This is a genomic window from Rhodococcus sp. UNC23MFCrub1.1 (assembly GCF_000686025.1).
Taxonomy (GTDB): domain Bacteria; phylum Actinomycetota; class Actinomycetes; order Mycobacteriales; family Mycobacteriaceae; genus Rhodococcoides.
In genome coordinates, this window is record NZ_JMLQ01000007.1 from 142835 (window position 1) to 167525 (window position 24691).

The 24691-nt window shown below is 69.5% G+C and carries 24 protein-coding genes; 1 reads left to right on the top strand and 23 read right to left on the bottom strand.

Annotated elements, in window-relative coordinates:
• The first annotated feature begins 62 nt into the window (after positions 1-62).
• Positions 63-1478: a serine hydrolase gene (locus BR07_RS25205; protein WP_051613516.1), complete on the top strand. Its 1416-nt coding sequence runs from the start codon at positions 63-65 to the stop codon at positions 1476-1478.
• Here the strand turns inward: BR07_RS25205 and BR07_RS0117010 are convergent.
• The 23 genes from BR07_RS0117010 to dacB all read right to left on the bottom strand — a co-directional run bounded on the left by BR07_RS0117010 (position 1475) and on the right by dacB (position 24617).
• Positions 1475-1912, bottom strand: coding sequence for an OsmC family protein (locus tag BR07_RS0117010; RefSeq protein ID WP_027506457.1), 438 nt, complete (start codon positions 1910-1912; stop codon positions 1475-1477). The genes BR07_RS25205 and BR07_RS0117010 overlap by 4 nt on opposite strands.
• A gap of 76 nt (positions 1913-1988) precedes the next feature.
• Positions 1989-2741, bottom strand: coding sequence for a VOC family protein (locus BR07_RS0117015; RefSeq protein ID WP_027506458.1), 753 nt, complete (start codon positions 2739-2741; stop codon positions 1989-1991).
• A gap of 103 nt (positions 2742-2844) precedes the next feature.
• Positions 2845-5379, bottom strand: a complete 2535-nt coding sequence (locus BR07_RS0117020; RefSeq protein WP_027506459.1) for an ATP-dependent Clp protease ATP-binding subunit — start codon at positions 5377-5379, stop codon at positions 2845-2847.
• 388 nt (positions 5380-5767) lie between these two features.
• Entirely contained in the window at positions 5768-6121 is a 354-nt protein-coding gene (locus BR07_RS0117025; protein WP_027506460.1) for a histone-like nucleoid-structuring protein Lsr2, read from the bottom strand.
• A gap of 111 nt (positions 6122-6232) precedes the next feature.
• On the bottom strand, positions 6233-7765 hold the full coding sequence (gene lysS / locus BR07_RS0117030) for a lysine--tRNA ligase (protein ID WP_027506461.1): 1533 nt from the start codon (positions 7763-7765) through the stop codon (positions 6233-6235).
• 22 nt (positions 7766-7787) lie between these two features.
• The gene (locus BR07_RS0117035; RefSeq protein ID WP_027506462.1) at positions 7788-8234 is read right to left on the bottom strand and encodes a rhodanese-like domain-containing protein; all 447 of its coding nucleotides are present in this window, start codon (positions 8232-8234) and stop codon (positions 7788-7790) included.
• Complete coding sequence (locus BR07_RS0117040; protein ID WP_027506463.1) at positions 8234-8770, bottom strand: cysteine dioxygenase; 537 nt, start codon at positions 8768-8770, stop codon at positions 8234-8236. The genes BR07_RS0117035 and BR07_RS0117040 overlap by 1 nt, the downstream gene beginning before the upstream one ends.
• Positions 8771-8909: 139 nt before the next feature.
• Positions 8910-9704 (bottom strand): type III pantothenate kinase, encoded by a 795-nt coding sequence (locus BR07_RS0117045; RefSeq protein ID WP_027506464.1) that lies wholly within the window; start codon positions 9702-9704, stop codon positions 8910-8912.
• Positions 9704-10144, bottom strand: coding sequence for an aspartate 1-decarboxylase (gene panD, locus BR07_RS0117050; RefSeq protein WP_027506465.1), 441 nt, complete (start codon positions 10142-10144; stop codon positions 9704-9706). Before panD ends, BR07_RS0117045 begins: the two co-directional genes overlap by 1 nt.
• 99 nt (positions 10145-10243) lie before the next feature.
• Positions 10244-11173: a pantoate--beta-alanine ligase gene (gene panC, locus BR07_RS0117055; RefSeq protein WP_027506466.1), complete on the bottom strand. Its 930-nt coding sequence runs from the start codon at positions 11171-11173 to the stop codon at positions 10244-10246.
• A 10-nt stretch (positions 11174-11183) separates the two neighbouring features.
• Positions 11184-12110: a Rossmann-like and DUF2520 domain-containing protein gene (locus BR07_RS0117060; protein ID WP_027506467.1), complete on the bottom strand. Its 927-nt coding sequence runs from the start codon at positions 12108-12110 to the stop codon at positions 11184-11186.
• 156 nt (positions 12111-12266) lie between these two features.
• Positions 12267-13382, bottom strand: a complete 1116-nt coding sequence (locus BR07_RS27045; RefSeq protein ID WP_051613517.1) for a DUF6779 domain-containing protein — start codon at positions 13380-13382, stop codon at positions 12267-12269.
• 79 nt (positions 13383-13461) lie between these two features.
• Positions 13462-13929, bottom strand: a complete 468-nt coding sequence (locus tag BR07_RS0117070) for a DUF3180 domain-containing protein (protein ID WP_027506469.1) — start codon at positions 13927-13929, stop codon at positions 13462-13464.
• Positions 13926-14453 carry a 2-amino-4-hydroxy-6-hydroxymethyldihydropteridine diphosphokinase gene (gene folK / locus BR07_RS0117075; RefSeq protein WP_027506470.1) on the bottom strand — a complete coding sequence of 176 codons (528 nt, stop codon included), beginning with the start codon at positions 14451-14453 and terminating at the stop codon, positions 13926-13928. Before folK ends, BR07_RS0117070 begins: the two co-directional genes overlap by 4 nt.
• A complete protein-coding gene (gene folB / locus BR07_RS0117080) occupies positions 14450-14815 on the bottom strand; it encodes a dihydroneopterin aldolase (RefSeq protein WP_027506471.1) in 366 nt (121 codons plus the stop codon). Before folB ends, folK begins: the two co-directional genes overlap by 4 nt.
• Entirely contained in the window at positions 14812-15639 is an 828-nt protein-coding gene (folP, locus tag BR07_RS0117085) for a dihydropteroate synthase (protein ID WP_051613538.1), read from the bottom strand. The genes folB and folP overlap by 4 nt, the downstream gene beginning before the upstream one ends.
• Positions 15640-15684: 45 nt before the next feature.
• A complete protein-coding gene (gene folE, locus BR07_RS0117090; protein ID WP_027506473.1) occupies positions 15685-16311 on the bottom strand; it encodes a GTP cyclohydrolase I FolE in 627 nt (208 codons plus the stop codon).
• A gap of 103 nt (positions 16312-16414) precedes the next feature.
• The gene (gene ftsH, locus BR07_RS0117095) at positions 16415-19042 is read right to left on the bottom strand and encodes an ATP-dependent zinc metalloprotease FtsH (protein ID WP_027506474.1); all 2628 of its coding nucleotides are present in this window, start codon (positions 19040-19042) and stop codon (positions 16415-16417) included.
• 204 nt (positions 19043-19246) lie between these two features.
• A complete protein-coding gene (locus BR07_RS0117100; protein WP_027506475.1) occupies positions 19247-20593 on the bottom strand; it encodes an amidase in 1347 nt (448 codons plus the stop codon).
• Between the two features lie 4 nt (positions 20594-20597).
• Positions 20598-21152 (bottom strand): hypoxanthine phosphoribosyltransferase, encoded by a 555-nt coding sequence (gene hpt / locus BR07_RS0117105; RefSeq protein WP_027506476.1) that lies wholly within the window; start codon positions 21150-21152, stop codon positions 20598-20600.
• A gap of 10 nt (positions 21153-21162) precedes the next feature.
• Positions 21163-22158, bottom strand: a complete 996-nt coding sequence (gene tilS / locus BR07_RS0117110; protein ID WP_027506477.1) for a tRNA lysidine(34) synthetase TilS — start codon at positions 22156-22158, stop codon at positions 21163-21165.
• A 13-nt stretch (positions 22159-22171) separates the two neighbouring features.
• Complete coding sequence (locus BR07_RS0117115; RefSeq protein WP_027506478.1) at positions 22172-23194, bottom strand: zinc-dependent metalloprotease; 1023 nt, start codon at positions 23192-23194, stop codon at positions 22172-22174.
• A gap of 34 nt (positions 23195-23228) precedes the next feature.
• Positions 23229-24617, bottom strand: a complete 1389-nt coding sequence (gene dacB / locus BR07_RS0117120; RefSeq protein WP_051613518.1) for a D-alanyl-D-alanine carboxypeptidase/D-alanyl-D-alanine endopeptidase — start codon at positions 24615-24617, stop codon at positions 23229-23231.
• Positions 24618-24691: the final 74 nt, after the last annotated feature.

The following is a 24691-nucleotide window of genomic DNA, read 5'->3' on the forward strand; positions in this document are numbered from 1 at the left end:
AGGTCGGTTCTTCACGGCAGTTCGAGCCACAGCAGTTCGAGCGGGAACGAGGTCGGCGACACATGCCCACGTCACGCAGGTACGCCATTCTGGCCGCTGCCGTCACCGCGACTCTCACGCTCGCCGGATGCTCCGCAGGCGTCGATCCGCTGCTCGAGTCGGGAGCCGCGCGCGGCGACGGATCCACGACGGAACCCGCCGACACGACCGCTGCCCCGGCCGCCGGCGCGCCGATCACGGCGGTCACCGACACCGTCCTCGGTTGGATCACGACGCCGGACCCCACCACGCTCGACCCGGCCGCGATCGACTCCTTCGCGGCGCCCGAGCTGGCGCAGGCACTGGCTCAGGTCGGCGGGCTGCTCGGTCCCGTCGCGCAGATCCTGGCGAGTGGCCCCCTCACCGTGGGCGAACGGACCGAGGACGGCCTCGAGTCCACCGTGCGACTGAGCACCGGCCGGAACGCGCCCGTGACGCTGCGACTGCGCGCCACCGAGGACGGCCTGCTGTCCGGGATCCAGGCTCTGCCCGACACCGAGGGCGTCGACTCCTTCGCCTCGTCGGACGCTGCGCTCAGCGCTCTCGGTGCCCGCACGTCCTACGTCGCCTCCCGCGTCACCGACGGCACCTGTACTCCCGTTCACAGCCTGAACGCGGACGACTCCCTGCCGCTCGCCTCCGTCGCGAAGCTGTACGTGCTCGGCGCGGTCGCGCGGGCCGTCGACAACGGGACGCTGTCGTGGGACGAGCAGTTGACCGTGACCGACGCACGCAAGTCGGCCCCGTCGGGACAGTTGCAGTTCGCTCCCGAGGGAACACCGGTGACGGTGCGCGAGGCGACCGACGCGATGATCGCGATCAGCGACAACACGGCCACCGATCTGCTGATGGATCGCATCGGACGGGACGCGGTCGAGTCCGAGGTCACCATCATGGGCGCCGCGAATCCTGCGGCGCTGACGCCCTTTCCGACGACACGCGAGTTCTTCGTGCTCGGGTGGGGACGGCCGGACCTGCGTGCGCAGTGGCGCGACGCCGACACGCAGACCCGCCGCGACATCCTGGCCGGTATCGAGAATCGCACCATCGACAGCGAACCCGTCGATCCGGTGACCGCCGACCTCGACTACCAGGGCATCGCGACGAGGCCCGGTACGCCGGACGGAGTCGAGTGGTTCGGCAGCGCGAACGACATCTGCCGCGCGTACGCGGCGTTGATCACGGGTCCGCAGAGCGACGTCGTGCGCCAGGTCCTCGCGCTGAACCCCGGCGCCGAGGTCGATCCCGCTCGCTGGCCGTACGTGGGCTACAAGAACGGCAACGCCGCGGGCGACGTAGCGGGGTCCTGGCTCTTGACCGACGCTCGGGGACAGGACTGGGTGGTGGCCACCCAACTGCAGTCCGACGAGGCGATCGGCCCCCTGGACAACGCCTACGCGTTCGCCGTCGTCCAGGGGACGTTCGAGCTGTTGCGTTAGCTCTCGAGAGCGGCGTCGAGCGTGATCTCGACGCCCGTCAGGGCCTTGCTCACCGGGCAGGTCTCCTTGGCGTTCTGCGCTGCCTTCGCGAAGCCGTCGGCGTCCAGACCGTCGACCTCACCGCGCACCGTGATCGTGATGCCGGTCAGCTTGAAGCCGACCTCGTCCGGTCCGAGCGACACCTCGGCGGTGACGTCGAGGCTCTGCGGAGTGCCACCGGCCTCGGCGATGACGGCCGAGAGCTGCATGGCGTAGCAGGACGAGTGCGCTGCGGCGATGAGCTCCTCGGGGCTGGTGGTGCCGCCCGCGTCGTCCGCCGCACGCTTGGGGAACGACACGTCGTACGTGCCGACCTTCGAGCTGGAGAGCTCGACCTGTCCCGAGCCTTCCTCGAGTGAACCGTTCCATGCTGTCCGTGCTGTACGAGTAGGCATCAGCCATCCTTGTCGCTGGGGAACTCTTGACTCGTTCAGAGTATCCAGCGGCTGTCGACTTCGAACCGATGCCAGGTCAGACGCTCGGGTCGACGGCGATCACCGCAAGGACGTTGCCGGACGGGTCGGTGAACCACGCGATGTCCGGGCCGTTCCCCCGCATGACACCGCGGTCGTCCTGCGGTGCCCCGTCGTATCGGACGAACTCGACACCTCGCGCTGTGAGGTCGGCGACCGTGGCGTCGATGTCACGCGTCGGGATGTTCAGCACGGTGTGCGTGGCCGGTACGTGATCCGGCTTGGGGTAGGCGAGCATGCTGGTGCGTCGGTCGATGCGAATCCAGGAGGTACCCATCTCGGACGGCAGTACGCGCATGCCCAGGACATTGCGGTAGAAGCGCGTGGTGTCCTCCATGTCTCGGACCGCGATGCCGGAGAACGGCGTCGTCGGAGCGCCCATCTGCGCTTCCATCTCGTCCCGCAGACGGACCAGCTGGATCCAGTTGCCGTCGGGGTCCTTCGCGGTGGCGAACAGGTCCCCGTCGCGGCTCTCGAGGGGACTCACCCACTCGCCGCCGAGCGCGTCGATTCGACCGGCGACCGCCTCCGGGTCGTCCGGTTCCACGTTCAGGACGACGCGCGCACCCTCTCGATTCGGGCCCGTCACGTCGTCACGCTTGTCGAACATGACGAAGAAGCCGTCGAGGTCGATCACGGTGTACGGGCCCATCGACATCGGCGGCGCCTCGAACACCTCCCCGTACCACCGGGCGAGCGCTTCGGGATCGGGGCTGGACAGGAGCATCGAGTTCACGGTTGCAGTAGCCATACCGGTACAGACCGGGCGGTGCGGCCGAACTCATCGCGAGAGACACCACGAACGCAGAACGGGCGGGGCCCGTGAGGGTCCCGCCCGTTGCCGCGCGTGCGTACTACTCGGAGCTCTCGCCCGACTTCGCCAGGTCGACGGTCAACTCGTCGGGAAGGCTGATCGGCTTCTTCTCGCCGCGGAAGGTGAAGACAGCGTCCTCGCCCTGTCCCTCGCCGTCCCAGTTGTCGACGTCGACCAGCACGATCTGACCCGGCTCGATCTCGCCGAACAGGATCTTCTCGGACAGCTGGTCCTCGATCTCGCGCTGGATCGTGCGACGCAGCGGACGCGCACCCAACACCGGGTCGAATCCACGCTTCGCCAGGAGCGCCTTGCCCTTGTCCGTGACCTCGATGGCCATGTCCTTGTTCTTGAGCGCAACCTCCACTCGCGCCAGCATGAGATCGACCATCTGGATGATCTCGTCCTTGGTGAGCTGGTGGAAGACGACGATGTCGTCGATGCGGTTCAGGAACTCGGGGCGGAAGTGCTTCTTCAGCTCGTCGTGCACCTTGAGCTTCATGCGCTCGTAGTTGGAGCCACTGCCCTCACCCGAGGAGAAGCCCAGCCCGACTGCCTTGGAGATGTCCGACGTACCGAGGTTCGAGGTGAAGATCAGCACGGTGTTCTTGAAGTCGACCGTACGACCCTGACCGTCGGTGAGACGGCCGTCCTCGAGCACCTGCAGGAGCGTGTTGTAGATCTCCTGGTGAGCCTTCTCGATCTCGTCGAACAGCACCACGGAGAACGGCTTGCGGCGCACCTTCTCGGTGAGCTGGCCACCCTCTTCGTAGCCCACGTATCCGGGGGGCGCACCGAACAGACGCGATGCGGTGAACCGGTCGTGGAACTCGCCCATGTCGATCTGGATGAGCGCGTCGTCCTCGCCGAACAGGAAGTTCGCCAGAGCCTTCGACAGCTCCGTCTTACCCACACCGGACGGGCCGGCGAAGATGAACGAGCCGGACGGACGCTTCGGGTCCTTCAGTCCTGCGCGGGTACGGCGGATGGCCTTCGAGACCGCCTTGACCGCCTCGACCTGGCCGATGATGCGCTTGTGGAGTTCGTCCTCCATGCGCAGGAGACGCGTGGTCTCCTCCTCGGTCAGCTTGAACACGGGGATGCCGGTCCAGTTGCCCAGGACCTCGGCGATCTCGTTGTCGTCGACCTCGGCGATGACGTCGAGGTCTCCGCTACGCCACTGCTTCTCGCGCTCGGCACGCTGCGCGACGAGCTGCTTCTCCTTGTCGCGCAGGTTGGCGGCCTTCTCGAAGTCCTGCGCGTCGATCGCGGACTCCTTCTCCCGACGAGCATCGGCGATCTTGTCGTCGAAGTCGCGCAGGTCCGGCGGCGCCGTCATCCGACGGATGCGCATGCGCGCGCCCGCCTCGTCGATGAGGTCGATCGCCTTGTCCGGCAGGAAGCGGTCGTTGATGTACCGGTCGGCCAGGGTCGCGGCCGCCACGAGCGCGCTGTCGGTGATCGAGACGCGGTGATGCGCCTCGTACCGGTCGCGCAGACCCTTGAGGATCTCGATCGTGTGATCGACCGACGGCTCGCCGACCTGCACCGGCTGGAAGCGACGCTCAAGGGCCGCGTCCTTCTCGATGTACTTGCGGTACTCGTCGAGCGTGGTGGCACCGATGGTCTGGAGCTCACCACGAGCGAGCTTCGGCTTCAGGATGGAGGCCGCGTCGATCGCGCCCTCGGCAGCACCCGCGCCGACGAGCGTGTGCAGCTCGTCGATGAACAGGATGATGTCGCCGCGGGTGTTGATCTCCTTGAGCACCTTCTTCAGGCGCTCCTCGAAGTCACCGCGGTACCGGCTGCCGGCGACGAGCGAGCCCAGGTCCAGCGTGTAGAGCTGCTTGTCCTTGAGCGTCTCGGGAACCTCGCCGTTGACGATCGCCTGCGCGAGGCCCTCGACGACGGCGGTCTTGCCGACGCCGGGCTCACCGATGAGCACCGGGTTGTTCTTGGTACGGCGGCTCAGCACCTGCATGACGCGCTCGATCTCCTTCGCGCGTCCGATGACCGGGTCGAGCTTGCCCTCGAGTGCGGCCTGCGTGAGGTTGCGGCCGAACTGGTCGAGCACCAGCGACGTGGACGGTGTGCCCGCCTCGCCGCGGCTGCTGCCGGACTCGCTGGGCTCCTTGCCCTGGTATCCGGACAGGAGCTGGATGACCTGCTGGCGCACGCGGTTGAGATCGGCGCCGAGCTTGACCAGCACCTGCGCAGCCACACCCTCGCCCTCACGGATGAGGCCGAGCAGGATGTGCTCCGTGCCGATGTAGTTGTGTCCGAGCTGCAGCGCCTCACGCAGGCTGAGCTCGAGGACCTTCTTGGCACGCGGAGTGAACGGGATGTGCCCGGACGGTGCCTGCTGGCCCTGGCCGATGATCTCCTCGACCTGGCTGCGTACACCTTCGAGGGAGATCCCGAGCGACTCCAGAGACTTCGCCGCCACGCCTTCACCCTCGTGGATGAGACCCAGCAGGATGTGCTCCGTGCCGATGTAGTTGTGGTTGAGCATCCGGGCCTCTTCTTGGGCCAGGACGACGACGCGCCGTGCGCGGTCGGTGAACCTCTCGAACATCGCTCTCCCTCACACTGATGACGGGGCAGGCGTCGGACCCTCTAGTCCGAACCTCGAGCCCGACTCTCACTCTAGTTGCCGTGACCTTCGAGTGCCGCTCCGCCGGGGAAGTTCATCCGACGGCGAACGGTGGCTCCCATACCCTCGGCGCGTCCATCGGGACGACACCGGCACCCTTGTATGCAGTCACAACGCACTGCACCGGAGATTCGTTACCACGAGCGACAGCGGATTCACCGTTCCCGCCTTCGCCCGCAGCGAACGGCCTACTCCTGATCGGCACCCACGGCAATGGGTCGGCGTGATGAGACGTGACGGACATTCCGCCCATCCATTGGAGTCATTGTCATTCAATCGAATGACAATGACTCCGACAGACAGGACAGAATCACGAAGAAAGTTCCCAGGCCCGCACTATCTCGGACGATATGCGGCCCCGCGCGCTGATCTCGAAACCTTGCGTGCGCGCCCATTCCCGTATTGCAGCACTGCGCGCCCGATCGGCCGCTCCGCGTGTCCGCGTGCCCCCGGACGAGCTCGCGGCCGGCCCTCCCCCGGTCGTCCGCGTCGACACCCGCCGCGCGTGCTGGATCCACTGATCCATGACTTTCCGCAGCTCATCGGCGTTCGAGTTGGACAGATCCAACTCGAACCACGTGCCGTCCAACCCGATCGACACCGTCTCGTCAGCCGGCACGTTGTCGACGTCGTCGACCAGCGTGACCGTCACCTTCTTGACCATTCGACGCATTCCCCCCTCCGAACACAGCGACACTTTTCGCTGAGCAGGATCGATAATAGCGCGCATTACCGAGGCCTTGCAGCGTACCGAGTGGAATGTTCCATTCGGGCGTCAGCCGCGGTCGGGACGCACCAATGGAAAGAGGATGGTCTCGCGAATACCCAGCCCTGTGAGCGCCATCAGAAGGCGGTCGATGCCCATTCCCGTACCCGTTGTGGGCGGCATCGCGTACTCCATGGCGGTGAGGAAGTCCTCGTCGAGGACCATGGCCTCGTCGTCGCCGGCCGACGCCAGCCGGGCCTGATCGACGAAGCGCTCGCGCTGCACGACGGGATCGACGAGCTCCGAGTAGCCGGTGGCGAGCTCGAAGCCCCGCACGTAGAGGTCCCACTTCTCCACCACACCGGGGATGCTGCGATGGGCCCGGACCAGAGGCGACGTCTCCACGGGGAAGTTGCGGACGAACGTCGGAGTGTGGAGCTGGTCCCCGCAGCTGTGCTCCCACAGCTCCTCGACCAGCTTGCCGTGGCCCCACCCCTTGTCCGTCGGCACGGCGAGACCCACCCGATCGGCCAGCGCACGCAGGTCGCCCGGGCTCGTCTCCGGTGTCACCTCGTTGCCGACGGCGGCCGACAACGACGGGTACATCTCGATGGTGGTCCACTCGCCCGCGAAGTCGTACGCGGAACCGTCCGCGAGGGTGACCTGGAGCGACCCGTACACGGCCTGGACGACTTCCTGCACGAGCTCGCGCGTCATCACTGCGGAGTCGTCGTACGTGCCGTAGGCCTCGTACGTCTCGAGCATCGCGAACTCCGGGGAGTGCGTGGAGTCGATGCCCTCGTTGCGGAAGTTGCGGTTGATCTCGAAGACCCGGTCGATGCCGCCCACGACCGCCCGCTTGAGGAACAGTTCGGGAGCGATGCGGAGGAACAGGTCGATGTCGAGCGCGTTCGAGTGCGTCGTGAACGGTCGGGCCGCGGCGCCGCCGTGCAGCGTCTGGAGCATCGGGGTCTCGATCTCCAGGAATCCGCGGCGCTCGAGCCCGTCACGCAGTGCGCGCAGCGCGGCGACGCGGCGGCGGGCGTTCTCCCGCGCCTCGGGACGCACGATGAGGTCGACGTACCGCTGGCGGACGCGGGACTCCTCGTTCATCTCCTTGTGGGCGACGGGCAGGGGCCGCAGCGACTTGGACGCCATCTGCCACTCGTCCGCCATGACGCTCAGCTCGCCGCGTCGGGAGCTGATCACCTCGCCGTGCACGAAGATCATGTCGCCGAGATCGACGTCCGACTTCCACAGCGCCAGCGCGTCCTCGCCGACACCGGCGAGGGAGATCATGGCCTGGAGCTGCGTGCCGTCCCCGTCCTGCAGCGTCGCGAAGCAGAGTTTGCCGGTGTTGCGCAGGAAGATGACGCGACCGGCCACCCCCACCTGCTCGCCGGTGTGTGTGTCCGGCTCGAGCGCGGGATGCGCAGCCCGGACATCGGCCAGCGAGTGCGTCCTCGCGACCGACACCGGATACGCCTCGCGCCCGGACTCCAGCAGCCGGGCGCGCTTCTCGCGGCGGATGCGCACCTGTTCCGGGGTGTCGTCGGTGGGAACGGCGGCGGGGTCGGTGTCTGCTCGTGGTGTCTCGGTCACGACTGCCCAGCCTATAGAGAGGTCAGTGCGCGACGAGAGTGCGCCCTTCGCGCAGGCAGTGCCGTGCGCTCCCCACGACGCCGGTGAGCCCGGCGTCGACGATGGCGCGGTACCCACCGATGACGTCGGACGCTCGCGTGAGCCCCAGTTCCTGCAGCGCCGCGGCGGCCAGCGAGGAGGTGTAGCCCTCGGAGCACAGCACGATCCACTCGACGTCGTGATCCACCGCGATGGCCAGGCGTGCGCTGCTCGTGGGGTCGCACCGCCACTCGAGGACGTTGCGCTCGACGGCCAGTGCCCCCGGCATGGTCCCCTCCAGCGCGCGCTGTGCCTGGGGGCGAATGTCGACGAGCACCGCGCCGCGGGCGACGGCATCGGCCAGCTCGGAGACGTCCGTGCGGCGGTACGTGGACCGTGCGCGCTCGAGCATGTCGTCGATGCTCGATCGGGTGGTGGGTCGAGTCGTCATCACGCGTCTCCCTCGGGCAGGTCGGTCAGGACGGACCGGGTGCGGCGCAGAGCACCGCGCTCGCCGATCTCGTAGTAGGACATGGCCGTCAGCGGCGGCGAGTACGCGTGCACGCTCAGTGTCGGACCGCTCACGGCCACCGGGTCCGATGTCGGGGCCGGTGCGTGGGTGACGTCGTGGACCCACCCCAGCGGGAAGGACGCCTGATCACCCGCGTCCAGGCGGCGGTGATGCAGACCCTCACCGTTCCAACGGTATTCGCTGAGCGAGCCGCTCAGGACGGTCAGCGCGCCGAGCGATCCGGCGTGGTCGTGCAGTTCGGTGGACTTGTCCGGCACCCAGCTGATGAGCCACAGGTCGATCAGATCGTCCGAATGCAGACGGGCACACCACCGTTCACCGGCTGGGAACACTCCACCGGGCGGGAGAAGCGCATCATGGCGACCGTCGAGCACGTCCGCCGCACCTTGATCGGTGAGGCGCAGCAGATCGGCGGGACGCAGAGAGGTGGGGGCGACAGCAGAGAGCGAGAGCACGACAGGACTCCAGGGAGGTGTGATGACAGTCAGGGCAGGCGTCAGCCCCGACAACACTCCCGAGCACCCGTGCGATCAGTCACCCCGAAAGTGTGGCACACCGTTCGGCAGCGCGCCACCTCGACCGTCGTGGCCTCGATCAGCGGCGACGGGCCTGATTGCGCTCGTAGACCAGCCGCAGTCCCGCCAGCGTGAGGTCCGGCTCGATGCGATCGATCGACGAGGAGTCGTCCATGACGAGCGACGCCGTGTCGCCGGTGGCCACCACGACGACGTCGTCGCCGTCGAAGCCGGGCACCTCGCGGCACACCCGATCGACGATGCCGTCGACGAGGCCGGCGAACCCGAAGATCGCACCCGACTGCATGGCCTCGACGGTGTTCTTTCCCAGAACACCTCGGGGCCGGACCAGTTCGACCTTGCGCAGCGCCGCGGAGCGGGACGCGAGCGCGTCCATGGAGATCTCGAGTCCGGGTGCGATCGATCCGCCCAGGAACTCCCCCTTCGCCGACACTACGTCGACACACGTGGACGTCCCGAAGTCGACGATGATGCACGGGGCGTCGTACAGGTGGTGGGCCGCGAGGCTGTTGACGATGCGGTCGGCGCCCACCTCTTTCGGATTGTCCACCAGCAGAGGCACTCCCGTACGCACGCCGGGCTCGACGACCACGTGGGGAACGTGCGACCAGTACCGCCCCAGCATCGTCCGGATCTCGCGCAGCACCGACGGGACCGTCGAGAGCGCCGCGACACCTGTGATGGTCTCCACGTCGGGACCGAGGAGACCGCGAAAGGTCAACGCGAGTTCGTCCGCCGTCATCGACGCGTCCGTCCGCATCCGGCGTTGCCGCGTGAGCCGCGCGTGGTCACCGCTGCCGGTGAACACGCCCAACACGATGTTGGTGTTGCGGACGTCGACGGTGAGCAGCATCAGACCGAGACCGTGTCACGCGTGTCCGCGGTGAGTGTGCGCGGCGAGATCAGTCCGGATCCGGCCGGGCTGTCCGCCGGATCGGTGCCCACCTGGACGGGGCGGTTGTCGGCGTCGACGAACACCACGTTCGGCGCGTACTCGGCGACCTCGGCCGGATCGAGAATGCCGTAGGCGATGATGATCACCAGATCACCCGGATGCACCAGATGCGCTGCGGCGCCGTTGATCCCGACCACACCCGAACCACGCTGTCCCGCGATGACGTAGGTCTCGAGCCGAGCACCGTTGTCGATGTCCACGATGGTCACCTGCTCACCCTCGAGCAGCGCGGCGGCGTCGAGCAGGTCCTGATCGATGGTCACCGACCCCACGTAGTGCAGATCGGCGTGGGTCACGGTGGCGCGGTGGATCTTCGAGGTCATCATCGTGCGGAGCATGGTGGGTCCTTACCTGTCTGGAGCCGGGCGGAGTTGCGGGCAGGCCGGAGGCCGGTCGGTTGGGCGGGCGGGCCGGTCGGTCGGTCGGTCGGAGTGGAGTCAGGAGTGGCCGAGATGGCGTTGTCCGGCTGCGGATTCCGGATCGCGACCCTGGAATCCGGTACCGAGAGCGACGCCCACGTTGTCGAGCAGGCGCGTGGTGCCCACGCGGGCGGCGACCAGCAACCGTCCGTCTCCCTCCTCGGGTGCGTCACGGAGATCGGCTCCGCGTACCTCGAGGTAGTCGACGTCCACCTCCGGCACCGTGTCGAGCACCGACTGTGCCGCCGCCAGAACGGCATCCGAACCACCCTCGGCAGCATGGGTGCCGGCGATCAGCGCTGCCGACAGGGCCACCGCGAGGGACCGCTGGTGCTCGTCGAGGTACCGGTTGCGCGAGGACAGGGCCAGACCGTCGGACTCGCGGACGATGGGGACGCCGCGGATCTCGACGTCGATGTTCAGGTCGCGCACCATCTGGTCGATGAGGACCAGCTGCTGGTAGTCCTTCTCCCCGAAGTAGGCCGTGGTGGGTGCGACGATGCCGAGCAGCTTCGCGACCACCGTCAGCATCCCGGCGAAATGGCCGGGCCGCGAAGCGCCTTCGAGTTCGGCACCGAGCGGACCGGGGTGCACCGTCGTCCGGGGACCGTGCGGGTACATGTCCTGCACACTCGGGACGAAGGCCAGTTCCACCCCGGCTGCGCGCAGCACGTCCAGGTCGGCGTCGAGGGTGCGCGGGTACGCGTCGAGATCCTCCCCCGCCCCGAACTGCAGCGGGTTGACGAAGATCGACACCACGACGACAGCGCCGCTCCGCTTCGCCATCTCCACGAGCTGGACGTGACCGGCGTGCAACGCACCCATGGTGGGCACGAGCGCGACTCGGCGTCCCGCCGAGCGCAGGGCTCGGGTGACCGAACGGACCACATCGGGTGCGTGATGCACCGTCAGTTCACCCGGTGTGTACGCGCCGTCGAGTGCACTCACGGCTGCCTCCTCATTCGTTGTCCCGCAGGACGTTCATCACGGTGTCGTCCGCGCCGGTCCGCTCGGCCGTACGCAGTGACATCGCGCGATAGCCCGCGGCGATCCGCGGGTCGAGATCGGTCAACGCGTCGAGATGCCTGGACACCGTCGCCCCGTCGCCGCGCGCCACCGGACCGGTCAACGCGCCCTGTCCGCTGCGCAGCACGTTGTCCAACGCCGCCGACAGCAGTGGCGCCAGAACCCGCTCCGCCACACCACCGGGACGCTGTTCCACCGGCTGCTGGCCGGGAAGTTCCTCGTGGGCCAACGCGTCCCGCAGCGCGTCGAGGGCGTCGACGACCAGAGTGACCAGGTGGTTCGACCCGTGGGCGAGCGCGGCGTGGTACAGCGTGCGCGCCTCCTCGGGCACACCCACGGGCTCGCCGCCGATCTCGAGCACCAGTCCCTGCGCGATCGCGAGGCCGATCTCGTCGGCCGCCGTGATGCCGAAGCACGCGGTCGCCAGACGGTCGGTGTCCTCGGGTTTGCCGCTGAAGGTCATCGCGGGGTGCACGGCCATCGTCACCACTCCTCGGCCCGCCAGCGGCGCGAGGATGCCGACACCGTTGGCGCCGGACGTGTGCAGCACGAGAGTTCCGGGCGACACCGCATCGGTGCGCGCCAACCCGCGGACCAGCGCGTCCAGTTCCTGATCCGGCACCGCCAGGATCAGCAGTTCACTGCGCCGCGCCACGTCCGTGGCCGGCATGATCTCCGCGTCGGGGAGGCGGGTCTCGGCGCGGCGCCGGGACGCGTCGGAGACGGCGGCGCAGCCGAACACGACGTGGCCGACGCGTTCGAGCGCCTCACCCAGCGCGGTACCGACTCGGCCTGCGGACACGACACCGACGGACAGGCGCGCCGGGGCGGGGTCGGACGTGACTCGATCGGGGGACAAGAAGGGTCCTCTCGGGGATACAGTTCCAGTCCCGCTCGGCGGGTACCGGACTCATCGACGCCCACACTAGTGTCCGGCGTCGACCGACCGCCATGCGACGCCGGTCACACCCGCGGCGCAGATCTCACTCGGCGAAGCTCTCACTCGGCGCGGTGTCTACTCGGCACGGCGGCGCCGGCGACCCGATCCTGTCGACGCGTCCGCGGTGCCCATCCCCGCGAGGATGTCCGCGACGGAGCGCCCACTCGAATGTGCTCCCGACCCTGCGTCGACCGGTGCGTCGGACTCGTCGTCCGGATCCGCAGCGCGTCGTCGACCGCCCGACTGCACGGGTGCGACGGGCGCGGGTTCCGGAAGCTCGGGCTCTTCCGGCTCGGGTTCGGGCTCGACGTCCAGGGTCGGCAGCGGATCGGGTTCGGGCTGCGGCTCGGGTTCGGGAAGCGGCTCGGGCTCCGGCAGGGGTTCGGGCTGCGGCTCGGGTTCCGGCAGCGGTTCCGGCTCGGGTTCCGGCTCGGGAAGGGGTTCCGGCTCGGGGGCGACGGGAATGCTGTCGGCGCGGTGACTCGACGGGTTCCATTCGGGGGTGCGCGGCGACTGCGGTGCGGGTGCCGGATGGAAGGTGCCGTCGTGATCGAACTCGCCGCCGATGACCGACGTCTCCGCCGTGACCGGGTCGTCGAAGGGAGTGGCGAAGCCGGGCCGGGAGTAGGTCGGATCGGGGGCGAAGCTCGGCGGGCGGGTGCGCGATCCGGGAACGTACAGACCGGACGGCGCCGGCTCGTAGCCGCTGTAGGAGCGCTCGGCCAGCTCCCGCATCCGCATCGCCTCGCCGGCGATGGCAGCGCGGTCGTCCGGCAACTCGCCGTCGAACAGCATCTCGAGGCTGCGGCGCAGCGACGCGAGTTCGGCTCGGAGAGCACGCATCTCGTCTCCGTCGGCACCGATCTCGGCGCGTACCCGCGACTCGACGCCGAGCTCGTACTCGCGGCGAGCGGCGATCTCCCGCTCCAGCTGGAGCTCGTAGACGGTCTGCAGATCGCGCGCCTTCATCTGATCCACCGCGGCGTCGCGGCGGTACTTCGTCATCGCGAACGCGCCGAGAACGGCGGCCCACAGCGCTGCCACGATGCCCACGCGCAGCAGCGGAACGCTGTCGCTGAGGATCATCAGAACGCTGGCCACCACGCCCAGCAGAACCAGACCGGCGAGAGCCGTGTGGTTGCCGCCGCGTTTCGTGCGACGGTTCGCCTTGCTCCTGCCGGTGTCCGTCATGAATCCCAGGGTAACGGCTCGGGCGGCTGTCGCACTTCACCATGCACGGACGGGGTGTCCGAGGACGGCCGCGATCGGGTCAGTGGGCGGGCTCGTCGGCTCCGTCGTCCGGTGTCCGGCAGCAGTGCTCGAGCCACAGGGCAGCGGCCACGGCGACGATCCCGGCGACGAGGCCGATCAGCGCTCCCGGCGTGTCCTCCGACGCCGCGCGCACCGAGGACCGCAGGGGCAGCAGATGGATCAGCAGACCGGCCCACACTCCCGCCGCCGCTGCACCGACGAGGGCCGCGGCCTTCGCCAGCGCGACGGCGCGCGCGACCGTGATCGGATGCAGCTGGCCGGGCCCGGGGCCGATCCTCCGGGTGCGCAATCGGGACCGCACCAGCAGACCCACGACCACGAGGACGACCGCCACCGGATACAGCGACGCTCCGGCGAACGTCGAGATCGGCGGAACAGACCCGTAGAACGAGGACGCGAGGATCCAGGTGGCCACCACGGCGAACGCCGCGAGCGCGACGAGGTCGCGCACGCGCGTCGGGCTCACGTGGAGTCACCGCCGGCCCGCCCGCAGCGCACCGGGTCCCACAGCCGTGTCTCGGTGCGACGCACACCGGCACGTTCGGACTCCGGCAGCTCGGCCAGCAGGTCGCGCACCGATCGGCCACGCAGCACGGCGTCGGGATCGGCGTCCAGCCACGGTGCGAGGACGAAGGCGCGCTCGTGCGCCAGTGGGTGCGGAAGAATCAGCTCGGGGTCGTCGCTGACGACGTCGTCGCACACGACGATGTCCACGTCGACGGTCCGCGGTCCCCAGCGCTGCACCCGCTCGCGGTGAGCGGCCGTCTCCAACTGCTGTCCCCGTCGCAACCAGCCCCGGCAGTCGGTGTTCTCGTCGTCCACGATCACGACGGCGTTGAGGAAGTCCTGCTGGTCGATGCCGCCCCACGGGGCGGTGGCGAACACGGTCGACACTGCGACGACGGCGTCACCGAGACCCTCGACCACAGCCCGCAACTGCTGTTCGCTGTCCCCGATGTTGCTCCCGATCGAGAGCACCGCGCGGGTCACGCAGACCTCGATCGGGTCACTACGACGGCCACGTCCGTGAAGGTCAGGGGGATCGGAGCCGACGGCTTGTGCAGGGTGACCTCGACGCGTTCCACGCGCGGATCCGTCAGGACACCGTCGGCGATCTCGCTCGCGACCGTCTCGATGAGATCGCGACTCGGCCCCGCGACGACCGCGGCGGCGGCCTCGGCCAACTCGCCGTAGTGCGCCGTCTTCGTCAGGTCGTCCGACGCCGCGGCCGGGGCGAGATCCATGTGGACGACGAGGTCGACGAGGAAGTCCTGCCCGTCGCGCTTCTCGTGGTCGAAGACACCGTGATTGCCACGCACGGTCAATCCGCGCAGCTCGATGCGATCGGTCATGTCGTGCCTTTCGGTTCGGTCGGGCCGTGCCACTGCCGGTGCACGGCGAGAGCGTCGAGAGTGCCGACGGCGTCGTGGACGCGCACCCCCCAGGCACCCGCCACGGCGGACAGCACCGAGATCGCGGCCGTCGCAGCGTCGCGGCCGTGCGGGGGGCGAGGCTGCCCGTCGCGGGCGAGCAGAGTGCCGAGGAATCGTTTGCGGGACGCACCCACAAGCACGGGAATGCCCGTGTCGACGAGACGATCGAGTCGGCGGAGCAACGCCCAGTTGTGCTCCGCGTTCTTGGCGAAGCCGAGCCCCGGATCGAGGACGATGCGGGAACTGTCCACCCCGGCGGCGACGGCCGCGTCGACCTGACGGAGCAGTCCGCTGCGCACGTCCTCGACGATGTCGCCGTAGTCGTGCTCCTCCGCGGCACCCGGTCGGTGGGTCCAGTCGACGGTGGAACGCCAGTGCATGAGCACCCAGGCGACGCCGGCATCGGCGACGACACCCGCCATGTCGGGATCGGCGCGGCCACCGGAGACGTCGTTGACGATGGACACGCCCGCACCGATCGCCGCGGTCGCCACGGATGCCCGCATCGTGTCGACGCTGACGCACACGCCGTGAGAGACCAACTCGGCGATCACCGGTGCGACGCGCTCCGCCTCGACGGACGGGTCGACGCGGTCGGCTCCCGGACGTGTCGACTCGCCCCCCACATCGACGATGTCGACACCCGCGGCGTGCAGTTCGAGGCCGTGCCGCACCGCGGCGTCGACGTCGAGGTAACGGCCGCCGTCCGAGAACGAGTCGGCCGTGACGTTGACGACGCCCATCACCACGGGCCCGTCCGCGTGCGGAAGCGTGAACACGAGCGGCGCCTACTTGCGAAGGATGAGATCCAGCGCCTCGGACCGGGACACCGCGCTGGACTGGAACACACCGCGTACGGCGGAGGTGGTGGTGCTGGCGCCCGGCTTACGGATTCCCCGCATCGCCATGCAGAGGTGCTCGGCCTCCATCACCACGATGACTCCGCGCGGTTCGAGCTTGCGCATCATCGCGTCGGCGACCTGCGAGGTGAGACGCTCCTGCACCTGCGGCCGCTTCGCGTACAGGTCGACGACCCGCGCCAGCTTCGACAGGCCCGTCACCCGGCCCGACTTGCCCGGGATGTAGCCGACGTGCGCGACGCCGTGGAAGGACACCAGGTGGTGCTCGCACGTCGAGTACATCGGGATGTCCCGCACGAGGACGAGCTCGCGGTGCGCCTCGTCGAACGTCGTTCCCAGCACCTCGTCGGGATCGACGAACAGTCCGCCGAACATCTCCCTGTATGCACGCGCCACTCGAGCGGGCGTGTCCTTCAGCCCCTCGCGCTCGGGGTCCTCACCCACCGCGAGCAGCAGCTCGCGAACGGCCGCCTCGGCGCGCTCCTGATCGAACGTCCGACCGGACACCACGGACACGGGCTCGTCGATCGACTGATCGGCTTGGTTGACGGACACGGGAGGTCCCTTCGCTGACGGACGCGCTGCCGATGGATCAGAGCAGCCGGAGTGATGTGCGGGCGGGTGCGGCCGCACGGACGAGAGGGTCGGACGAGCGACTCTAGCGCGCGTCCGGGCCCTCCCACCGCTGGGTGTTCGGCGGCAGCTGGGGATCCTCGGCCTCGTCACGCGGAGGCTGGTACTGCCCCTCCGGGTTCTGCGGGTTGCGGTACCGCGGCTCGGGCTGAGCCGGCTCCCCCACACCCGCACCGGGGTACTGCCCGTACGGCTGCGGCTCCTGGTACGGCTCCTGATAGGGCTGCGGTTCCTGGTACGCCTGCGGTTCCCGATAGGGCTGCGGTTCCTGGTAGGGCTGGGGTTCCTGGTAGGGCTGGGGCTCGTCGTAGCCGCGCGGTTCCTGGTACCCACGCGGACCCTGGTAGCCCTGCGGGTCACCCTGACCCTGCGGCTGCCCGTAGCCCTGCGGCTGGCCGTAGCCCTGCGGCTGGCCGTAGCCCTGCGGCTGGCCGTAACCCTGCGGCTCCGGGTACCGCGGTGCCTCGTTCTCGCGAGGAGGCCATCCCGGTGCGGACCAGCCGGCCGGTGCGCCGTAGTCGGGCATCGAGGAGCCGGGACGGCCGCCGCGATGTGCGCCACCCTGACCGTTCGGGGTCGACCCGTTCTGGCCCTGCCCGTTCTGACCGTGACCGTTCTGGCCGTGCCCGTTCTGGGCGTGGCCGTTCTGGCCGTTCTGTGCCTGACCGTTCTGGGCCTGGCCGGCGTAGCTCGGCTCCTTGACGATCGAGACGGGAGGCCACGGCTCCCCGCGCTCGGTCGCGAGCTCGCGCGGCGTCTTCACCGGGGGCTTGGACGACGGAACTCGATCACCGAAGTCGTTGAACGCGGTGATGCGGGGACGCTTCTCGACGCCGGTGAAGATCTTCTCCAGGTCCTTGCGCGTGAGCGTCTCGCGCTCGAGCAGCTCGGTGGCCAGGATGTCGAGGACGTCGCGGTAGTCGTTCAGGATGGCCCACGCCTCGGTATGCGCGGCCTCGATGAGGTTGCGCACCTCCCCGTCGATCTCCCGCGCGACCTCGTGCGAGTAGTCGGACTGGACGCCCATCGAGCGGCCCAGGAACGGATCGCCCTGCTCCTGGCCGTACCGGACGGCGCCGAGCTTGCTGCTCATGCCGTACTCGGTGACCATGGCGCGAGCGATCTTGGTCGCCTGGTCGATGTCGGAGGATGCTCCCGTGGTCGGCTCGTGGAAGACGAGCTCCTCGGCAGCGCGGCCGCCCATCGCCATGACGAGGCGCGCGATCATCTCGGAGCGCGTCATCAGGCCCTTGTCGTCCTCCGGCACCGTCATCGCGTGACCACCGGTGCGGCCGCGGGCGAGGATGGTGACCTTGTAGATCGGCTCGATGTCGGGCATCGCCCACGCCGCGAGGGTGTGACCACCCTCGTGGTACGCCGTGATCTTGCGCTCGTGCTCGCTGATGATGCGGCTCTTGCGTCGGGGTCCGCCGATGACGCGGTCCACCGACTCCTCGAGGGCGGCCTCGGTGACCACGGTCCCGTTCTCCCGCGCCGTGAGCAGTGCGGCCTCGTTGATGACGTTCGCGAGATCCGCGCCCGACATGCCGACGGTGCGCTTGGCCAGACCCTCGAGGTCGGCGTCCTGCGCGATCGGCTTGCCCTTCGAGTGCACCGCGAGAATCGCGCGGCGTCCTGCGAGGTCGGGGGCGCCGACCGGGATCTGCCTGTCGAAACGGCCCGGGCGCAGCAGTGCCGGGTCGAGGATGTCGGGACGGTTCGTGGCGGCGATGAGGATGACGCCCGTGCGCTCACCGAACCCGTCCATCTCGACGAGCAGCTGGTTGAGGGTCTGCTCGCGCTCGTCGTGGCCACCACCGAGACCGGCGCCACGCTGGCGACCGACGGCGTCGATCTCGTCGACGAAGATGATGCAGGGGCTGTTCTGCTTGGCCTGCTCGAACAGGTCGCGCACCCGTGAGGCACCCACACCGACGAACATCTCGACGAAGTCGGAACCCGAGATGGTGAAGAACGGCACGCCGGCCTCACCGGCGACGGCGCGGGCGAGCAGCGTCTTGCCGGTTCCGGGAGGGCCGTAGAGCAGCACGCCGCGGGGGATCTTCGCGCCGAGCGCCTGGTAGCGGGCCGGGTTCTGCAGGAAGTCCTTGATCTCGTACAGCTCTTCGACCGCTTCGTTCGCGCCTGCCACGTCCGCGAACGTCGTCTTCGGCATGTCCTTGGTGAGCTGCTTGGCCTTGGACTTGCCGAAGCCCATGACACCGCCACGCCCGCCGCCCTGCATGCGCGACATCACGAAGATGAAGATGCCCAGCAGGATGATCATCGGGAGCAGGAACACCAGGATCGACGTGAACCAGCTGTCCTGCGTCACCTCGGTGTCGTAGCTCTCGGCACCCGACGCGGCGACCTTGTCGAAGATCTGCTGAGACGCGGCGTCCGGGTACTGCGAGATGATCTGCGTCTCGTTGCCGGTGGCGTCGTTGCCGCTCTTCAGCGTCAGACGAACCTGCTGCTCACGGTCGTCGATCTGCGCGGTCTGCACGTTCTGGTCGTCGAGCTGCGCGACGGCGACCGACGTGTCGACACTCTTCCACCCCCGCGTGTCGTCGCCGAAGTAGCTGAAGGCGAAGATCACCAACAGGATGCCGGCGACTATCGCCAGGTTGCGGAACAAAGTCTTGCGGTTCATACAGCGTCGCCCTCGATGGCAGTCGGACTCACAGGCAGGTGGTCATGGTTCGCGTCGGTCGGCCGGCAGCAATTCTCGATCGTTGCCGGTTGCGCACCGGACAAGCCAGGTTACCGCGGATGCGGACGGCCGGGCGGCGCGCACATCTCGGTCAACGCGCCGACACGCGGTGAGGTTCCCGCGCCCAGCTGCGCGTGACGAGTGTTACCGGTCGGCCGCGGTGCGTGGCCAGGGCCGATGCTGTTCGATCTGTGCCGCGAGCGCCAGCAGTCGACGCTCGGACCCGGGAGGGCCCGCCAGCTGCACGGCCAGCGGAGTCCCCGACTCGGGATGGAGTCCCGCGGGCACACTCACGGCCGGCCACCCCAGCAAGTTCCACGGTGCCGCGAAGGGTGCGTAGCGAATGTTGGCCGCCATGTTGGCTGCCCACCCGCGCTCGCTCCACCGGTCCGCACGGATCGGCGGCGCGGCGAGCGCCGGCGTCAGCACCACGTCGACACTCTCGAAGTACGAGCGCATGCGTCGCGTGAGCGTCTCGGTCTGCGACGGCCGCACGAACCGTGCCGCTCGCCGACCCACCGCGATGTGGCGACGGGTTCGCTTCTGCAGCGCCGACACGTCGAGCCCGGCGGCGTCCGCGGCTCCGCCGGCCGTCCAGCGGGCGAGCTGCCCGAGTGGACTGGCCGGGTAGGGCAGCGCTGCCGTGCTGGTGCGGTGCCCGATCCGCTCGAGCTCCCGGGCGACGTCGAGTGCGGCCTGCCGGAAGTGGGGATCCACTCGCACGACGGGCGACGGCGACTCCACGGCGACCCCGATGCGCGTGGTCTCGGGAGCGTCGACGTAGGCGAGATCCGGATCGTCCGCCATGACCGAGAGCAGGAGCGCCGCGTCGGCGACGGTCGTGGTCAACGGACCGTTCTCCGACATGCCGAACCACGAGCCGTTGCCCAGTTCGGACGGGACGAGGCCGAGCCCCGGCTTGATGCCGACCAGTCCGCAGTTCGCGGCGGGGATCCGGATGGACCCCATGCCGTCGTTGCCGTGGGCGACGGGCACCATGCCCGAGGCGACCGCGGCGGCGGCGCCACCGGACGATCCGCCCGGGGTGAGGTCACGGTTCCACGGATTGCGGGCGATGCCGTCGGCACCGTCCGTCGCGCCCCACAGGCACAGCTCGGGAACCGAGGTGAGACCGACGACCACGGCGCCCGCGCCGCGCAGGCGCGCGACCACCGGGTGATCCGCGGCGGCGGGAGTGTCGGATGTCGCGAGCGAACCGTTGCGCATCGGGTAGCCCGTCACCGGGACGTTGTCCTTGATCGCCACCGGGACGCCGGCGAGCGGCAGGGCGCGCAGATCCGCTCGGACGGCGACCGCGTCCGCTTCCCGGAGCACCTCGTCGGGACGCACCACGACGAACGCGTGCAGGTCGTCGTTCCGAGCGGCGATGCGGTCCAACGCTTCTCGGGCTACCGCGGCAGGTTGGACCCGCCCGTTCCGGACGTCGTCCGCGATGGACGTGGCGGTGGGGCCGACCTGTTCGCGCGACATTCGATCAGCCTCCGTAGACCCGGGGTTCCAGCAGTCCGATGTAGGGAAGGTCGCGGTAACGCTCGTCGTAGTCGAGGCCGTAGCCCACGACGAACTCGTTCGGGATGTCGAAGCCGACGTTCGCGACGTCGACGTCCACCTTCACCGCGTCGGGCTTGCGGAGCAAGGTGACCACCTCGAGCGACGCGGGCTGGCGCGTGGCGAGGTTCTTCATCAACCACGACAGCGTCAGACCGGAGTCGATGATGTCCTCCACGATGAGGACGTGGCGGCCGTGGATGTCGCGGTCGAGGTCCTTGAGGATGCGGACGACGCCCGACGAGGACGTGGACGATCCGTACGAACTGACCGCCATGAACTCGAGCTGGCTCGGGATCGGCAGTGCGCGTGCGAAATCCGTCATGAACATGATGGCGCCCTTGAGAACTCCGACGAGCAGCAGATCACCCTCGGGAGCCCCCACCGGATAGCGAGCGGCGATCTCCTCGGCCAGCTCGGCGATACGCTTGTCGATCTCCTCTCGGGAGATCAGGATCGATGCGATGTCGCCCTCGTACACGGGTGTCCCTTCACTCGCTCGCGGCCCGGCCGGTCCACCGAACCAGGTCGAGCTTGCCACGTCGTCTCTCGACGACCAACCTCTCGACCGGGCCGCCCCCGGCCACCGCGACGCCGCCCTGCCCGCGCCACGCGCCGACGAGATCGTCCACGGCGCGCACCTGCGCCTCGTTGCGCAACGGCACTCCACAGTCGGCCAGCCACTCGCGGATCACCCGCCGACGGAGTGCACCCGGTACCTCCACGAGGGCGGACACCTCCAGCGCGTCGCCGACGCGGGCGGACACGGCGATGTCCGCGGCGAGTGCGTCGAGAACGGCGCCGTCCTCGCGCAGCTGGTCGGCGGTGCGCGCGAGCGCGCCGGCGACACCGCCGTGCAGGACGTCCTCCAGCAGCGGGAGCACCTCGCCGCGGAGTCGGACCCGAACGAAGGACGGGTCGAGGTTGTGCGGGTCGTCCCACGCGGCGAGACCCAGTTCGGCGCACGCGCCGACGGTGGACTCGCGGCGCACGGTCAACAGCGGACGACCTCGCGGCGGGTCCCAGGCCGCCATCCCCCGCAGCGATCGGGACCCGGATCCGCGGGCGAGTCCGAGCAGGACGGTCTCGGCCTGATCGTCCAGCGTGTGGCCCAGCAGGATCGGGCGGTCACCGCGGACCGCGTCGAGAGCGGCGTACCGGGCGCGCCGGGCCGCGGCCTCGGGTCCACCCGCCCCGGTCACCGACACGGTCCTCACCTCGGCGCGGGAACACCCGAGGTCTCGTGCCTGCTCGGCGGCCCTGTGCGCCACCTCGGCCGAACCCGCCTGCAGCGCGTGGTCGACGACCACGGCGTGCACCTGTGCGCCCTCGGCCACACAGGCGGCGGTGAGCGCCAGCGAGTCCGCACCACCCGACAGCCCGACGACGACGGCGCGCTCCGGGCAGTGCTCCCCGAACCAGGCGCGCACCGCCCGCCGCACCGTGAGCAGGTGCGGGCCCTCCGGCATCGGGCGTGCCCCGGTCATGCCGGGACGCCGGTCATCCCAGAACTCGCTGCGTCCACTTCTCCGGCGCCTCGATCTCGGAGAGCAGCGGCAACGTGTCCGCGTCGGTCCACACGGTGTTGAAACGCTCCATGCCGACCTGGCCGACGACGGCGTCGACGAACGCCTTGCCGCGGACGTACTGCGCCATCTTCGCGTCCATCCCGAGCAGCGCGCGGATCACGCGCTGCACCGGGTTCTGCTTCCGCGTGCGACGGGCGTCGAAGGCCTTGCGGATCGCCGAGACCGACGGCACCACCGCGGGACCCACCGCGTCCATCACGTGGTCGGCATGGCCTTCGAGCAGCGTTCCGAGCACCAGCAGACGATCGAGTGCCTCCTGCTGCGCGGGTGCCTGCGTCGCCCGGAGCAGACCGATGATGCCGCCGTCGCCGCCGTCCTGCCCGCGGGACCGCACCGCCGCCGCGAGGCGTCCCACGACGTCGGCCAGGGGCTCGTCCGCGCCGCCCTGCAGCGTGGTGACGTTGTCCTTCATGTAGCCCGCAAGCCACGGCGACGACGAGAACTGCACGCGGTGCGTCACCTCGTGCAGACACACCCACAGTCGGAAGTCGCTGGGCCGCAGGCGAAGCGATCGCTCCACGGACACGATGTTCGGGGCCACCAGCAACAGCGTTCCGTCCGGACCGGTGAAGGGGTCGTACTGCCCGAGAATGGCCGTCGACAGGAACGCCAGCATCGCGCCCGCCTGCACGCCGCCGGGCTTGCCGCCGAGGAACGAACTGTCGTCGCCGTCGGAATCACTGACCAGGTGCCGCATCGACTCGGACGCGGCGGCGATCCACTCCGGCCGATCGAGCACGCGCGCCGCCGGGACGGGCAGACCGTCGGCGAGGCCCGTGACCTCGCGCACGGGGCCCTCGGCGCGTACCGACGCGTCGGCCAGTTCGCGCAGCGCCGCGTCCGCGGTGTACCGCGACGTCTTCGGACCCCGTGGTGCGAGCCGGGCACCCGTCCGGGCGGCCAGACCCCAATCGATCACACCAGTGTCGGACATGCCCTCACCCCTGTTCTCTCTCGGAATCGACCGGTCAGGTGCAGCCGCAGGAGCGGAGCGTCGACGCGAGTGCGTCCAGGGCCGGACGACCGACCTCGGGCGGCCTGTCGTTGGACATCAACGCGAACGTCAACACCCGGCCGCTCTCGTCGGTCACGTATCCGGCCAACGCACTGGCGGTCGAGAGCGTTCCCGTCTTGGCGCGCAGCCACCCCGCGGCCGTGCGGTCGCCCGACGCGTAGCGGGCGGCGAGCGTGCCCGTGGCACCGGCGACGGGCAGGTAGTCGAGCATCGGCCGCAGGTTCTCGGTGCCGGACCCGGCGGCCCGGGTGACGAGCGCGCCCAGCACCCTGGCAGGGATGAGATTGTCGACGGAGAGTCCGCTGGTGTCCTCGAGCGTGACTCCGGTGATGTCGACGCCGTTCTTCTGCAGTGTCTCCAGGACGGCGTCCGTGGCCCCGTCGAACGACGCGGGCCGGCCCACCTCCTCGGCGATCTCGCGACCGACGGCCTCCGCGAGCACGTTGTCCGAGAACCCCAGCATCTGCCCGAGCCGCTGCCGCAGAGGCGCGGACTGCACCGTCGCGAGGGATCCGGCACCGGACTGCGCGCGACCGTCCGTCACGACGGCCGGGTCCAGGCCGAGAGCGCGCGCCAACGCCCTACCGGCGTCGAGACCGGGAGTGGCGCTGCGCGGCGACTCGTCGACCGTCGGCACCGAGCGACCCCCGTCGAGGGTGATCGGTTCGATGGGTGCGATGTATCCGGCGGCCACGTCGCCGGGGAACCAGCCCTGCGCCTGCTCCGGCCCCGAGTACGCGCCGCCGTCCACGGCGATGGACGTGACGGTCGTGCCGGACCTGCGGATCTGTTCGGCGAGGTCGTCGATGCGGGCTCCCCCGTCGTAGAACCCGGGTCGTCCGACCGGCTCCGCCGTGAGCGTGGGGTCGCCGTCACCGACGAGCACCACCTGACCGGCCGCGTCGCCCGCCACGACCTTGGTGGTCACACGGTGGTCGGCGGGCAGCGCCATCATGGCGGCCGCGGCCGTGAGGATCTTGGTGGTCGACGCCGGCGTCATGGGGGTGTCCGCATCGGCGCTCCACAGCACCTCACCGGTGATCGCGTCCGCGACGGATCCGGTGAAGCGGCCCAGATCGGGATTGCGCAGGGGTGCGGCGAGCACCGCCTCGAGGCCCGCCGGGCTCGGTTTCGGCGCATCGGGTGGGACCGGAACCACCTGGGGGGCAGGCAGAACGAGCGACGGCTCGGGTGAGGTCGCCACGGGTGTCGAGTCCTCGGAGAGCGTGGGGGTGATCAGCGCGACGCCGACGATCGCCAGCACGAGCACCACGACCGAGGCTCCGATCAGCAGCACGCGCGTGCGTAACGGCGTGCCGGACGGCCGCTTCCCTGAGCTCACGTCTCTCCTCCACTCGCGGGTCCGTGGCCGTTCTCCGGCGATGCACCTCTCCTCGCACCCTATCGACGCGGCCG

What these genes read in the sequence shown, in the direction of transcription:
- BR07_RS25205 (WP_051613516.1), top strand. Translation starts at nt 63, where the DNA reads ATGCCCACGTCACGCAGGTACGCCATTCTGGCCGCTGCCGTCACCGCG.
- BR07_RS0117010 (WP_027506457.1), bottom strand. Translation starts at nt 1,912, where the DNA reads ATGCCTACTCGTACAGCACGGACAGCATGGAACGGTTCACTCGAGGAA.
- BR07_RS0117015 (WP_027506458.1), bottom strand. Translation starts at nt 2,741, where the DNA reads ATGGCTACTGCAACCGTGAACTCGATGCTCCTGTCCAGCCCCGATCCC.
- BR07_RS0117020 (WP_027506459.1), bottom strand. Translation starts at nt 5,379, where the DNA reads ATGTTCGAGAGGTTCACCGACCGCGCACGGCGCGTCGTCGTCCTGGCC.
- BR07_RS0117025 (WP_027506460.1), bottom strand. Translation starts at nt 6,121, where the DNA reads ATGGTCAAGAAGGTGACGGTCACGCTGGTCGACGACGTCGACAACGTG.
- BR07_RS0117035 (WP_027506462.1), bottom strand. Translation starts at nt 8,234, where the DNA reads ATGACGACTCGACCCACCACCCGATCGAGCATCGACGACATGCTCGAG.
- BR07_RS0117045 (WP_027506464.1), bottom strand. Translation starts at nt 9,704, where the DNA reads ATGCTGCTCACCGTCGACGTCCGCAACACCAACATCGTGTTGGGCGTG.
- panD (WP_027506465.1), bottom strand. Translation starts at nt 10,144, where the DNA reads ATGCTCCGCACGATGATGACCTCGAAGATCCACCGCGCCACCGTGACC.
- BR07_RS27045 (WP_051613517.1), bottom strand. Translation starts at nt 13,382, where the DNA reads ATGACGGACACCGGCAGGAGCAAGGCGAACCGTCGCACGAAACGCGGC.
- folB (WP_027506471.1), bottom strand. Translation starts at nt 14,815, where the DNA reads ATGACCGATCGCATCGAGCTGCGCGGATTGACCGTGCGTGGCAATCAC.
- folP (WP_051613538.1), bottom strand. Translation starts at nt 15,639, where the DNA reads ATGGGCGTCGTCAACGTCACGGCCGACTCGTTCTCGGACGGCGGCCGT.
- ftsH (WP_027506474.1), bottom strand. Translation starts at nt 19,042, where the DNA reads ATGAACCGCAAGACTTTGTTCCGCAACCTGGCGATAGTCGCCGGCATC.
- BR07_RS0117100 (WP_027506475.1), bottom strand. Translation starts at nt 20,593, where the DNA reads ATGTCGCGCGAACAGGTCGGCCCCACCGCCACGTCCATCGCGGACGAC.
- tilS (WP_027506477.1), bottom strand. Translation starts at nt 22,158, where the DNA reads ATGACCGGGGCACGCCCGATGCCGGAGGGCCCGCACCTGCTCACGGTG.
- BR07_RS0117115 (WP_027506478.1), bottom strand. Translation starts at nt 23,194, where the DNA reads ATGTCCGACACTGGTGTGATCGATTGGGGTCTGGCCGCCCGGACGGGT.